The organism is Paenibacillus sinensis (assembly GCF_019904155.1).
In the GTDB taxonomy this organism is placed as follows: domain Bacteria; phylum Bacillota; class Bacilli; order Paenibacillales; family Paenibacillaceae; genus Paenibacillus_AQ; species Paenibacillus_AQ sinensis.
Genome location: NZ_JAHCMB010000117.1, coordinates 55,554 through 68,826 on the forward strand (window position 1 = coordinate 55,554; position 13,273 = coordinate 68,826).

13 protein-coding genes are annotated in these 13,273 nt (G+C 54.3%); 10 read left to right on the forward strand and 3 right to left on the reverse strand.

Annotated elements, in window-relative coordinates:
* The first annotated feature begins 10 nt into the window (after nt 1-10).
* Together KIH86_RS12045 and KIH86_RS12050 are read left to right on the forward strand one after the other, a co-directional pair.
* Nucleotides 11-679, forward strand: a complete 669-nt coding sequence (locus tag KIH86_RS12045) for a uracil-DNA glycosylase (RefSeq protein WP_223087635.1) — start codon at nt 11-13, stop codon at nt 677-679.
* A gap of 27 nt (nt 680-706) precedes the next feature.
* The gene (locus KIH86_RS12050; protein WP_223086195.1) at nt 707-1,111 is read left to right on the forward strand and encodes a hypothetical protein; all 405 of its coding nucleotides are present in this window, start codon (nt 707-709) and stop codon (nt 1,109-1,111) included.
* Nucleotides 1,112-1,258: 147 nt separating this feature from the next.
* Here KIH86_RS12050 and KIH86_RS12055 read toward each other — a convergent pair whose 3' ends face one another.
* Nucleotides 1,259-2,344 carry an AI-2E family transporter gene (locus tag KIH86_RS12055; RefSeq protein ID WP_316503323.1) on the reverse strand — a complete coding sequence of 362 codons (1,086 nt, stop codon included), beginning with the start codon at nt 2,342-2,344 and terminating at the stop codon, nt 1,259-1,261.
* Nucleotides 2,345-2,534: 190 nt separating this feature from the next.
* On the opposite strand from KIH86_RS12055, the gene KIH86_RS12060 reads away from it, so the two are divergent.
* Nucleotides 2,535-3,059 carry a hypothetical protein gene (locus KIH86_RS12060; RefSeq protein WP_223086197.1) on the forward strand — a complete coding sequence of 175 codons (525 nt, stop codon included), beginning with the start codon at nt 2,535-2,537 and terminating at the stop codon, nt 3,057-3,059.
* A gap of 66 nt (nt 3,060-3,125) precedes the next feature.
* On the opposite strand, the gene KIH86_RS12065 is transcribed toward KIH86_RS12060, so the two are convergent.
* The gene (locus tag KIH86_RS12065) at nt 3,126-3,362 is read right to left on the reverse strand and encodes a hypothetical protein (protein WP_223087778.1); all 237 of its coding nucleotides are present in this window, start codon (nt 3,360-3,362) and stop codon (nt 3,126-3,128) included.
* 155 nt (nt 3,363-3,517) lie between these two features.
* Between KIH86_RS12065 and KIH86_RS12070 the strand changes: the two genes are divergently transcribed.
* The 6 genes from KIH86_RS12070 (at nt 3,518) to KIH86_RS12095 (ending at nt 10,831) form a co-directional block, all read left to right on the forward strand.
* Nucleotides 3,518-4,012, forward strand: coding sequence for a Crp/Fnr family transcriptional regulator (locus tag KIH86_RS12070; protein ID WP_223086198.1), 495 nt, complete (start codon nt 3,518-3,520; stop codon nt 4,010-4,012).
* 318 nt (nt 4,013-4,330) lie between these two features.
* Nucleotides 4,331-5,014, forward strand: coding sequence for a YitT family protein (locus KIH86_RS12075; RefSeq protein ID WP_223086199.1), 684 nt, complete (start codon nt 4,331-4,333; stop codon nt 5,012-5,014).
* Between the two features lie 399 nt (nt 5,015-5,413).
* Complete coding sequence (locus KIH86_RS12080) at nt 5,414-6,040, forward strand: DedA family protein (RefSeq protein WP_223086200.1); 627 nt, start codon at nt 5,414-5,416, stop codon at nt 6,038-6,040.
* Between the two features lie 60 nt (nt 6,041-6,100).
* Nucleotides 6,101-6,982, forward strand: a complete 882-nt coding sequence (locus KIH86_RS12085) for an undecaprenyl-diphosphate phosphatase (protein ID WP_223086201.1) — start codon at nt 6,101-6,103, stop codon at nt 6,980-6,982.
* 251 nt (nt 6,983-7,233) lie between these two features.
* Nucleotides 7,234-9,546, forward strand: coding sequence for a 5-methyltetrahydropteroyltriglutamate--homocysteine S-methyltransferase (gene metE / locus KIH86_RS12090; protein WP_262416594.1), 2,313 nt, complete (start codon nt 7,234-7,236; stop codon nt 9,544-9,546).
* 100 nt (nt 9,547-9,646) lie between these two features.
* Complete coding sequence (locus KIH86_RS12095; protein WP_223086202.1) at nt 9,647-10,831, forward strand: DUF4349 domain-containing protein; 1,185 nt, start codon at nt 9,647-9,649, stop codon at nt 10,829-10,831.
* Between the two features lie 326 nt (nt 10,832-11,157).
* On the opposite strand, the gene KIH86_RS12100 is transcribed toward KIH86_RS12095, so the two are convergent.
* The gene (locus tag KIH86_RS12100; RefSeq protein WP_223086203.1) at nt 11,158-12,012 is read right to left on the reverse strand and encodes a helix-turn-helix domain-containing protein; all 855 of its coding nucleotides are present in this window, start codon (nt 12,010-12,012) and stop codon (nt 11,158-11,160) included.
* Between the two features lie 302 nt (nt 12,013-12,314).
* Between KIH86_RS12100 and KIH86_RS12105 the strand changes: the two genes are divergently transcribed.
* Nucleotides 12,315-13,271: a glutathione S-transferase family protein gene (locus tag KIH86_RS12105; protein WP_223086204.1), complete on the forward strand. Its 957-nt coding sequence runs from the start codon at nt 12,315-12,317 to the stop codon at nt 13,269-13,271.
* The last annotated feature ends 2 nt before the right edge of the window (nt 13,272-13,273 follow it).

Genomic DNA, 13,273 nt, shown 5'->3' on the forward strand with positions numbered 1-13,273 from the left:
GAACAGGTTGATTTTCGATAATGATTGGGATGACGTATTACAAGAGGAGACGCAAAAAACCTATTTTCAGAACCTGCGCTATACACTCGCGCGTGAATACAAGGAGAATTCGGTCTATCCTCCAAAAGAGCTGCTCTTCACGGCGATGAAACGCTGCTCTTATTTGGGAACAAGGGTTGTCATTCTCGGACAGGACCCTTACCACGGACCCGGACAAGCCCACGGGCTTAGCTTCTCGGTGGGCTCGGGTGTGCGGATTCCGCCTTCGCTGCGGAATATATACACCGAGCTGTCCGATGATATCGGGGCTAATCCTCCGAATCACGGTTCGCTGCTGCACTGGGCCGACCAGGGCGTGCTGCTCCTGAATGCAGTATTGACCGTGCGTGAAGGTCTTCCGAATTCGCATAAAGGAATCGGCTGGGAGACATTTACGGACGCTGTTATGGAGAAACTGAATGAGAGGGAGACGCCGCTCGTGTTCATACTGTGGGGCAGCCACGCACAGCAGAAGGGTGCCTTTATTGATCAGAGCAGGCATCTGGTTATCCAGTCGCCGCACCCGAGTCCCTTCTCGGCACATCGGGGCTTCTTAGGCAGCCGTCCATTCTCAAGAACCAATGAATTCCTCAATGGGCACGGACTGGCGCCGATCGATTGGAATATTCCCAATTTGTAGGGCGGACAAGAATAGGAGGCTGATGAAATGAGACATTGGCTGGGCAAACCCGTTATTGTGTACCTGGGAGAGCCTCCTTACGTAACGTTGAGAGGAGTTCTGCGCAAGTGGGACGCCGCCGCCGGGCGGATTGTGGTCGGTCACCAGGAGACCGGCATTCCGATCCGCAACATTGCCTTGATCAAAGCGCTGGCTCCCAAGGAGCGCGCCCTTCCGCCCGTTCTTCATTCCGTGGGGTATATTATGAAAGACCGGCTGCAGTTCGATAACGCCGTCTATTTCAAATCCGCCGTCACGGTATGGAGGGGCGACCGGCTGGTCGCTTTGAATACAACGCTGGTGTCGCATACGAAGGGCTCGGTCACGCTTGAAGATGGCAGGACCTTGGTGAAGTCCACGCATTTGTTCGTGGTCCGGTCTTTGCGGGGTTAGCAGCTTGTATTGCGCGAGCCGAAGAAATGTGGCGCGTAGAAATACAGCGCGATGAAATTGCATAGGCCTTCCCTCAATCATATAGATGACTGAGGGAAGGCCTATTTAAGTACGGGGAGGTTCAGAGAATATGACGGTCGTCATAAGCTAATACTCGTCCATCTTCCCGGCAATCGCGATTTCGTATACCTTAAGAAAAATGATTTTGACCGTCATATAGACGGGCAGCGCAATAAGCACGCCGATAATGCCGTAAAATTCGCCGCCGACAAGAACCAGAACAACGGTGGTCAACGGATGAATATCGAGCGTCTTGCCGGTGATAATCGGTGTAAGCAGGTTATCCTGGATCTGCTGGGCGACCACGATGATAACTAGAGACCATAACGCGGTCATGGGCGATTCGATAAACCCGACCGCGATTACGGGGATGGCTGAGAGAATGGCGCCGATATATGGAATAAAGTTCAACGGGATCGAGACGAGCGCCAGCAGCAGCGCATACGGCAGACCGATAATGAGAAACCCGATATACAGCAAGGCCCCTAGAATCACATTCAGAAGCACTCGTGTCGTAATGAAGCTGCTGAGCGCCGAATCGATATCCGTCAGCATCTCCTGGCCCTCCTTGCGGTATTTGCGCGGAATGAGGCCAAGGAGGATACGGGGCAGCTTATGGCTGTCCTTCAGCATGTAATACAGCAGAATCGGCAGCGTGGCGATGATGACGACAATGTTGGAGATCACGGCGATCAGGTTGCTCATCGAATTCGTCACCCAGGTTACAGCATTCTGCAAATACTGGTACAGCCTTACAGTCAGATCCGACTCACCGCCCAGATATCGGCCGAATAACGGATTATCGCGCAGCTTGTTGAACTGGTACTGAATGTTCTGAACGAGATAAGGCGCATTGTCGATGAAGTTCTGGATCTGTCCCTGAAGCGTCGGCCATACCGCAACCCAAAATACGGCGAACAGCGCGAGAAAGACAAGATAGATCAGCAAAATCGCGGCCGGACGTTTCAGCTTCCGCCTCTCCAGATAATTGACGAGCGGCCGCAGCAAATAGTAGAAGAAGCCGGCGAACATGAAGGGCACTAGCAGCAGGTTGATAATCCGGCCGACCGGAGAGAAAACCACGGAGACTTTTTCCCCCAGATACAGAATCAGCAGAATAAAAATAATGCCAAGTGTTGTGCGGAAAAATTTGTTTTGCAGCAATAAGGACACCTCCCAAAGTTAGGATTCTGGAACGAACGTATGTAATGAATTGCACCCGTCCTATGTTAATAACCGAATTGGGGCGCGCTGATTCAGCCGGCTTGACTCCAGAACCTTCCGGCAAGATTCAATACGTGGTTTCGGCGTTAAAAGGTGCATATATCCGGATTCGATTCTGCCAAGTTCGGGAGGGGAAAATATGACATATCTTATAATCGGCATATTTAGCCACAAAAGCGATGCTTCGCTGACCGTCCGGGAACTGAAGCATCGCGGAATCGGAGCCGGGCGAATCTCGGTGATCGCCAGGGATAAAGGCGTGGTCGATGAAATCAGCCGCAGCCAAGGCTTGTCCAAACCGAGGGAAGCGACGGGAGGCAGGGGGCTGTTCGGAACGGCAAGGGGCCTTGCGATTGCTCTGAACCTGCTGCCGGAGACGTCGGTGGCAGCAGGACCGGCGGCTGCCAAGTTGGGCGGAGCAGAATTCGGGGATGATCCGGCTGAGGATGGCATCATCACCGGGCTGGTAGGCATCGGTATTCCCCGTGTAGATGCCGATGCCTATGCGAAGCATGTGGAGAAAGACCGGATCATCGTCATCGCGGAGGTTGACCGGGAGGAAGCGGAAGAAGTAACCGGACTCTTCGAACGTCACCAGCCTGTCCCTCTTGAAAGCGTTCAAGGGAGAGAATCAAGCCGGGACACTGTGCCGGCTGATGCTTGACGGAGTGGGGGAATTCCCATATCCGTTTGATGAGCGCTCCCGTCCGCTCCCGCTCTATAACCGCGCTTATCTCCGACGGCCATTCATCCGGGGTGTGACGCCTCCCGCAATGAGGCCGGAGCCGATTCCGGGCACAATTTCCGTTCCGGTAGTGCCGGCGCCCCCGGTCTGCGAGGCTTCCCGCTGCTTGATCAGGGACAGCAGGGCAAAAAAGTCGCCCAGAGCGGAAAAAGCAGCTCCGAGAATGGCATAGTCTTCGGCGGACAGTTCGTCTTGCCGGGGGCCGTTTTTTTTATTCGCCACCTTCTCTCACCCGCTTCGCTCGTTCGTATGTTTTAGCATATGTCTCGCTCTTCCGATGGGGAACAGGCGGATGAGGGATTTCACGCCTTGAGTCATGCGGCACCGATCCCGTATACTGAGGCTGATCGCATAACGGTAAGAAGGAGAATGAGAGGATGATCGTGCACAAGGGAGAAACTCTGTTCCGTCAGGGCGACGACGGGCGGTATTTATATGAGATCAAGAGCGGATTGTTCAAAGTGACAAGGCTGCATGAGAATGGAAATATCGTATTGTTCAACATTCTGTACCCGGGGGAAATCGTGCCCCATCATTCGCTGATCTCTCCGAAGGAGACGCACGGCACGGCAACCGCACTTATGACCAGTGAAGTGGAGCGGATTCCGGCCAAGGAGTGGTACCACAAGCTGGAGGAGGAGCCAGGCAAGGCGATGGAAGTGGCGCTGCTTCTCCAGGAGAAGCTCCGGTTCATGCAGACCCGGATCGACCATCTGACGGCAGGTTCACCTGCCGAGCGACTGCGCCTGTTGAGTGAATGGATGGAGACTTATTCGAAGAAGACGCCGCTGACCGAGCTGCTTACCCAGGAAGAAATCGGGCAGCTGATCGGTATACGCCGCGAGACGGTGAACCGGCTGCTGCGAAGCTGAATATTTTTTTGGTAAAACTTGTCTGCCTGTTTAGACATCGGCTCATTCGTGGTATAATTAGGAGGCAATCAAAACATAAGAGAAAGGATCAGGATACCATGTGTCCCCGAAGGACGAATCCCCAAAGGACGATTTGGAAACGTTGTGATCTATCTTATACTTAGCTTCCTCGTAGAAGGTGCGTACTGACATTGGAACGCCAAACCGCCTCTACGAAGGAAGGGAATGGGAATGCGAAGGACTAGGATTTGCCCGGTTCACCCCGTCGTAGAGGGTTGGTGGGACGTTTAGCCGCCATTTACGATAAGGGGAATAGGTATGAGGAATCAAGTCAGCGGAACAAGGAATTGGCCGCTACAGTTATTCATTAATTTGTTCGGAACGTTTGTACTCAGCTTTGCTTATTATCACATCAATTATCAGAATCATCTCACCGAAGGCGGGTTCGTGGGCTTGTCGCTTCTCGGCAAGTATGTACTCGGCCTGTCGCCTTCCATCACTGTTCTGCTGCTGGATCTGCCGGTTCTTCTGGTAGCACTGCTGCTTAAGGGCAAAGGGTTTGTCTGCAATACGTTTATTTCTTCCACTGCGTTCACCTTATTCTACGCCTGGATGGAACGTTATTCGACAATTTCGTTGGATTTTCACGGGAATCTGGCGCTTGCCGCGCTGCTGTCCGGTCTTCTGACGGGACTTGGCTCAGGGCTCGTGCTGCGCTGTGGCGCGGCAAGCGGCGGAGACGATATTCTCTCCCTGCTGATCAGCGAATGGAAGGGAATCAAGGTGGGAACGGTATTCATCTTGATGGATATCCTCGTTCTGCTGCTCTCGCTGCTGTATATGCCGCTGAGAGAGACGATGTATACCGCAATGGCGGTCATTGTGGCCGGCCAGGTCATAACGTTCATGACTACCTTCGGCAAGCCGAAGAAGATCAAGAAGCCGCAGACCCGCACCGGTCTTGCAGGCCGGAACGAAGCCACCGCCGCGGGCAAGCTGTAACAGGTATAGGGTCAGCCGTTTAACGGCTGGCCCTTTTTTATGTAAATCAAACCAAAAGCACTCCGGCAATCCTCCGGGTCCCGCAGAAAATCTGGCGATCTGTGATCAACAATCTCTCCCAATCGGGTGGGCGCCCGAAATCAATCACATCCAGCTCACGGACACCTCCCGCCTGAAATCCCGGTTCCTCCCTAAGCTCTTACATGTCTTCGAATCTTTATGTTCATTATGGCATATTGACTCCGGGCAGAAGCAAGTATTGACACCGGACGGTATAGGAACAACGACATATCTGCGTTAGGTATGTTCACCTGAAAATGGAAGCTGCAAGTTTCAGAAATTGCGGTTGGCGTTTAAGCTACGGTATAATGGAAAAAATCTTGAATTTGGAGGAATTTGATGAAAACGTGGATTACCGATTTCATGGAGCAATTCGGGTATATCGGCATCTTTTTGCTGCTGGCGCTGGAAAATGTGTTTCCGCCCATTCCATCCGAAGTGATCCTTCCTTTCGGCGGGTTCATGACCACCACCTCCCATTTGACGATATCCGGAGTCGTTCTGTCCGCTACCCTGGGCTCGGTCCTCGGGGCCATTATTCTGTATGCGATCGGCCGTATGATGAGTGTGGAACGGATGGAGCGGCTCGTCGAGAAGTACGGCCGTCTTCTGCGGGTGAAGAAAGAGGATGTGCGCCGTGCTGACGCCTGGTTTGACCGTTACGGCTACTGGACCGTCCTGTTCTGCCGGATGATCCCTCTGATCCGCAGTCTGATTTCCGTTCCTGCCGGCATGTCGGGAATGAAGATGGGTCCATTTCTGATATTGACCGCCATTGGCAGTCTGGCCTGGAATGTTCTGCTCGTTCTGATCGGCGCTGCTTTGGGAGAATCCTGGCATGAGATCGGTGCTTATATGGAGGTTTACTCCAACATTATTTATGCCCTGCTGGCGGGCGGAGCCGCCGTGTTCGTCTTGATGTATGTCCGCAGACGAAAACTGAAGCTGAAGGAATCTAAGCAGTAGGCGCTGCTTTCATTCATAACATTGTACCCCATATTACAAGGAATTGAAGGAGGCGGGAATTTGGATTGGTTCGCAATTATCAAGGCGATTGTACTGGGAATTGTTGAGGGCCTGACCGAATTCGCACCGGTTTCGTCCACAGGCCATATGATCATCGTCGATGACATGTGGCTGAAGTCGCAGGAGTTCCTGGGAAAATACACGGCCAATACCTTCAAGGTTGTCATTCAGCTGGGCTCCATCCTGGCCGTCGTCGTGATCTTCAGGAACCGGTTTATCGATCTGCTGGGGCTGAAACGATTCAGCCGCAAAGCGATGGAGCCGGACCGCATTGTGGCCGGCGGAGCGGTTCTTCAGAACCGGACGGGAGGCGGCGGACATCTGACTCTGGGTCAGGTCATCGTCGGACTGATTCCTGCCGGTATTCTTGGATTTCTGTTCGAGGACTATATCGATAATTACCTCTTCTCGACGGCAACGGTGCTAATAGGCCTCGTGGTAGGCGCCATATTCATGATCATCGCGGACCGGTTCTCTGCCAGAAGGACACCGAGGACGGAAAATGTCGACCAGATTACATACGGGCAAGCGCTTGGGATGGGCCTGATCCAATGCTTCTCGCTGTGGCCTGGATTTTCCCGGTCCGGTTCGACAATCTCGGGCGGCATAATGCTTGGCATGAGCCACCGGGCCGCCGCTGATTTCACGTTCATCATGGCGGTGCCGATTATGGCTGGTGCCAGCCTGATCTCCCTCATGAAGAATTGGCAGTACTTCACCATGGACGCATTGCCTTTCTTCATCGCCGGTTTTATCAGCGCATTCGTGTTCGCACTGTTGTCCATGCGCTTCTTCCTGAAGCTGATTAACCGGATCAAATTGCTGCCTTTTGCCATTTACCGGATTGTGCTGGCCGGACTTGTCTATATTATTTTCTTTTAGCCGGTTATCAGGTTTCGATATAACCGGAGGCTCTGTAACCTATTGCGGGACATTCGGGTCATGCCTTAACATTAAGGCATACCGAATCCCGGGTAGGCGAATGGAAGATGCCGGCAACACAAGCTGCGTCTTTCCCGTTAGGGGAGAGGCGCTTTTTATTTGCTTCTTCGGATACAAAGGCTGTGCCACGAATGCTGACGGTTCTGGTAAATTCATATAACAACGATAATAAGAGCGGGAGGATATGAAGGATGACGATTAATGTTCGGACAAGCAGTCTCGGGTATCCGAGAATCGGCGGCAGCCGGGAATGGAAGAAGGCGCTGGAAGCCTATTGGGCGGGACGCATCAGCCGCGAGAAGCTGGAGGAGGACCTGAGCGCCATACAGGAGAATCATCTGCGGACTCAGCGTGACGCCGGTTTGGACTTCGTTCCGCTTGGAGACTACAGTTATTACGATCATGTGCTCGATACGGCCTTCATGTTCGATGTGGTGCCTCCGCGTTTCCGGGAGGAGAGCGGAAAGGAAGGGCTTGATCTGTATTTCGCCATGGCCCGTGGCGGAGAGCGTGCGGCAGCCTGCGAAATGACGAAATGGTTCAATACCAACTATCACTATATTGTGCCTGAGATCGGGGAGACGGTTCCCAAGCTTGTATGGAACAAGCCGCTCGAAGCGTATCGCTTCGCCAAGTCCAGACTGGGAATTGACGGCAAGCCCGTTCTCGTTGGACCTTATACCTTTGTGAGACTATCCAAAGGGTATGCGGCTCAGAAATTCGAAAATGTCGTACGCCGTTTCCTGCCTGTGTACGTTCAAGTGCTGAGAGAGCTGGCGGAAGAAGGAGCGGCCTGGGTCCAGCTTGATGAGCCGGCGCTTGTAGCCGGATTTCCGCAGGAGCATCTCACGCTGCTGGAGGAAGTGTACCGCGAGCTGAGTGCGGCTGCACCCGATCTCTCCATCCTGCTTCAAACGTATTTTGAAGCTGCGGAGCCGCTTGAGGAAATTCTGAAGCTGCCGGTCAGCGGCTTCGGTCTGGATTTCGTGCATGACGGCGGGGCCAACCTGGAGGCGCTGGGGCGGCTGGAATGGCCAGCCGGCAAGACGCTGTGGGCTGGTGTCATCGATGGGCGGGGCATCTGGCGCTGCGATCCGGAGGCCAAGCTGGCGCTTGCCGAAGAGCTGGCGGCACTGGTTCCGGGGGACAGCCTGATTCTTCAGCCGTCCTGCAGCCTTCTGCACGTCCCTGTAAGCGTGAGCGGTGAGCGCAAGCTGAAGCCGGAGGTGCGGGGCGCGCTGGCTTTCGCCGAGGAGAAGCTCGAAGAGCTGGCGCTGCTGAAGCTGGCGCTGCGGGAAGGCCGGGAGGCCGCCGCTGGAGCGCTGAAGGAAGCGAACGCCGCGCTGGCGGCATTCCGCGCGCTGCCGGAACGCAGCCGCCAGGACGTGGCGGAGCTGGAGCGCGGGCTCGCAGAGCTGCCGGACCGCCGGAGCACGGCTTATGCCGAGCGTGCCCGGCTTCAGCGGGTCAAGTGGAATCTGCCGCTGCTGCCGACGACGACGATTGGCAGCTTCCCGCAGACGACGGAGGTCCGGCAGGCCCGGCTGAAGTGGCGCCGGGGCGAGTGGGACCAGGAGCAGTATGACAGCTTCATCCAACGGGAGATTGAATCGACGATTGCCTTCCAGGAATCGGCGGGGCTGGATGTGCTCGTGCACGGCGAATACGAGCGGACCGATATGGTGGAATTCTTCGGCGAGAAGCTGGATGGCTTCCTCTTCACGGAAGGCGGATGGGTGCAGTCGTACGGCTCCCGCTGCGTCAAGCCGCCGGTCATCTATGCGGATGTTGCATTTACCGAGCCGATGACGGTCAAGGAGACGGTGTACGCGCAGTCCTTGACCCACCGTCCCGTCAAAGGCATGCTGACCGGTCCTGTCACGATCCTGAACTGGTCCTTCGTCCGCGACGATCTCAGCCGGGACAGAGTGGCCTTCCAGATCGCCCTTGCCCTCCGGCAGGAGATTCTTGCCCTGGAGAGCGCCGGGATCGAAATGATTCAGGTCGACGAGCCGGCAGTCCGTGAGGGACTTCCGCTGAAAGCTTCCGACCAGGAGGCTTATCTGGACTGGGCGGTTCGGGCGTTCCGGATTTCGACCGGCCTTGTCCGCCCGACGACCCAAATTCATACGCATATGTGCTATTGCGAGTTCGGCCAAATGATCGGCTCCATCTCCGACATGGATGCAGACGTCATCTCCATCGAGACTTCCCGCAGTCACGGAGAGCTGATTGAGAGCTTTGAGAGCATGCATTACGACAAGGGGATCGGCCTTGGCGTCTACGATATTCATAGCCCGCGTGTGCCTTCAGTCCTGGAGATGGAGACCGCCATCGACCGGGCGCTGCGGGTTCTCGATCCGGAGCAGTTCTGGATCAATCCCGACTGCGGACTCAAGACTCGCGGCTGGAAGGAGACCGAGGCCGCGCTGCGCAACATGAAGGAGGCCGCGCTATCCGCAAGACGTAAGGCGAACACGGCTTCTCTGGCAAACCCGGAATAAATAAAGTTCGCCGGGAAAGCGGCGGATGGTGCAACCTTCCCATGTCTGGAAACGTCTGGAGGTCAAATCCGGATGTACAGATACAGGGGGAGGATGAAGAATGAAGAAGATGTACAGGCTGTTGTGCATGCTGGTCTGCCTGCTCGTGCTAGCAGCGGCGATCGCCGGCTGCAGCGCGGGGAATTCCGCCGAAAGCTCGCATGTGGCCGATTCGGCTGCTGCTGTCGAGCAAAATTCGTTGACCTCAACATCTATGGACAGAGGTGCCGTGAAAAGCGACAGAGAGGCTCCCATGGCAGGGAGCTCTGGTCAGGAAGACGGCTTCGCTGCCAGCGAAGCAGCGGCTCCGGCTGAGAAGGGAGTCGTACCAGCAGGCAGCAGCATGGGAGCTGTCGATGGATCGACTGAAGGCAATACGGCGGCAGGCGGCTTCGCGGGCGGTGACCTGGCAGCCGGGCTGAACAAGAAACTCATCTACCATGCGAATCTGAACATGGAAGTGGAGAGCTACGAGAAGGCGCAGAGCGATGTCCGGAACCGTGTTAATCTGGCCGGGGGCTATATCATCGGGTTCACCGAGACGGTAAGCGATGCCGAGCAAGGCGGAACGTTCGTACTGAAGGTTCCGGCAGCCGGCTTCTCCTCCTTCCTGGACAGTCTGGACAAGATCAAGCATAAGTCGATACAACGCAACATCGAGGGACAGGACGTATCGGAGGAATATGTGGATCTGGAAGCCCGCCTGAAGGCGAAACAGCTGCTGGAATCCCATTATGTTGAGTTTATGAAAAAAGCGACCAAGGCCTCCGATCTCGTCTCCTTCGCCAGCGAGCTGAGCCAGGTTCAGGAAGAGATTGAGCAGATCAAGGGCCGGATGCGCTATATCGACCAGAATGTGCTGTATTCCACAGTGGAGCTGAGGCTCTATGAGCCGGGTGAAGACGCTCAGAATCTGCAAAAACACGAGGATGAACCGCTGCTCGGCAGAGCCGGCGACGCGCTTCGCGGCACATTGAACACCTTGTCCTCCATGTTCCAATGGGTCTTTATTGTGCTCGCCGGAGCACTGCCGCTGCTTGTGGCGGCGGTTATCATTCTGGCTTTCTTCCTCTGGTGGCGGCGGTCGCGTCTTCGCAAGGGAGGCGAGAGCCGCCGAGAGTCCGGGTCTTACCGGAACGCGGCCAGCGGGGGAACGGGAATAGTGATTCAGACGAATCAAGAGCCGGTATCCACTAATAAGAGCGGGGAAGAAGAGACGGATGGAGAGTCGCCGGATAACAAATAACCGCAGAATAACATCTCGCCAGGACCAAAGGGGATTGTCTCTTTGTGTGAGACAGCGATCCAAACACCATGTAAGTTTAAGCCACCAGTCGTCGGAACTTCACCGGCGACTGGTTAGCTAGTTCGTATGATCCAAGTTGAGCTGTGGCAGGTAGTATGGAATGAAATGATTCGATGGGGCATTATCAGCGGGCGTTCCTTTGCGGGACATGCTCATGGTATTGCCTTTTTCTTTAGTTGCTAACATCCCGATAGACGCGCGGTGCTGCATTGGCTTCAGGGAGGGGGCGCATCCGGGATAGTCCGCACCAACTCCCCGGAGTGCGGTCAATCTGCTCTCTGGATGGTGTTCACCGGCAGGGAGCCGGCAGCCAGTTCCCGGATGAACTTTTTAGGCGTAAGCATGCTGAATTCTTTGAATTCCTTAATAAAATGATTCTGGTCAAAGTAGCCCAACTCGAAAATTCGTGGCAAGGCTTGCTCATATGGCTGCTTCTCCAGTAGATGAATAACGTTCTGGAAGCGGATAATGCGGCTGAACAGCTTGGGCGACAAACCTACATACTTCTCGAAGTTCTTGCTCAAATAGCGGGAGGAATAGCCGGTATCCTCTGACAACTGCTTCACATTGGAGGTCCCGCTGCCCGCGATAATTTTCTCCGTCAAATACTTCACCAGCAGCGGAATCTCCAGCTCATCCCCAATATATTTCAGGAAAAAACGCTCGAAGGCTCGAACGCGCTCTTCCAGGCTGGTCTGCTCCGCGATCCGCTCCAGCAGCTCATCCGCATGCGGAAGCACCTCTTGTACCGGGACCTCCAGCTCGCTGAATTCACTGATAGGATGCTTGAAGAAGTATTCCGCATAGCCGGGGAGGAAGCGCACAACGAAATATTCGCATTCCGCCCGAACGAATATCCCTTGCCTTCCCTTAAAAAGGTTGCCGCAAATATTGGCCGAGGGGTATTGCGGGTGGCAGCAAATGACGAGATTCACACAGCCGTCGGGCAGCACGAACGTCCGGTCAATATGCTGAGAATCAATGTAAAAGCCCTCAAATTGCACGCCGTTCTTGAAAATGTCCAACGTAGCTGTCTTGTACTCCGTGTATGTATTAAGCAGCTTATCGAAGGTAGGTTGGTAGGGGTGATACAGCGCGGCTGGTCTATGTATCGGGCTCATGAATATAGCCTCCTCTTGATTCTAGAAATCTGCTCACAGCCCACGGCTGATGTAGTACATTTCCGTCATTCCCTTCCATTCGCAATCCATAAACCTCACTTATCCAATTGGAATTATAAAGTATATTTAATCGATTTAATTGAAAATGTCAATGGTTTTATGCTTTTTTCAGCTGTTCTGTTTTTTACTATATTTCTGAAACTGGCAGATTTAAGATCAGGAAAACACATTGTTTTACTTGGAATTAGCAAGGATGTAAGTTAGCTTAACCATTTCACTCAAGTACAAAAGGGGCTGTTCACATGACACACACGAAATTTGCTGTTCCGGAATTAACGCGCGAGATCGGCAGCAACGGAGATTTTGTCCGCCAGAAGAACCGCTTCACCACACCGTTCGGTCAAGGAGAGGGCGAGCTTGTGGTCGAAGCAAACCGTTACCGGCTGCTGTGGGCGCCGATTTGTCCTTGGGCCCATCGGGCGATCATTGCCCGCAAGCTGCTTGGTCTGGAGGACGTTATCAGTGTAGGCATGGCCAATCCGGTTCGAACCGAGCAGGGCTGGGAATTCTCGCTGGATGAGGGGGGAGTTGATCCCGTGCTCCAAATCCGCTTTCTACCGGAGATCTATAAGGAGACCGATCCGGACTACGAGGGCCGCGCCACCGTCCCTACCGTTGTCGATGTGATTACCCGCCAAGTAGTGAACAACGATTATTTCCGCTTGACCAACTATTTCGAAACGGTCTGGTCGGAATTCCATAAAGAAGGCGCGCCGGACCTGTATCCGGAGCATTTGCGCAGCGAGATCGACAACCTGAACGAGGTGCTGTTCCATGAAGTGAACAATGCCGTGTACAAAGCGGGCTTTGCCCGTTCCCAGGAAGCCTACGAGAAGGCTTATGATACTTTGTTTGCCAGACTGGACCAGCTGGAGGAACGTTTATCCGCACAGCGCTACCTGTTCGGAAACCAGCTTACGGACTCCGACATCCGGCTCTATGTCACCCTGGTAAGATTCGATGCGGCGTATTACTCGGCATTTCGCATGAACCGCAACCGTCTGATTGATTTTCCGAACCTTTGGTCATATGCTCGCGATCTGTACCAGACGCCTGGATTTGGAGATACGACGGATTTTGATGCGATTAAAAAAGGCTACCACCTCGGCGATACCGCAAGCAATCCGTATCATATTTTGCCAAAAGGACCGGATGAATCGCTGTGGAATACTCCGCACGGCCGGGAAAGGCTGGCTTAACA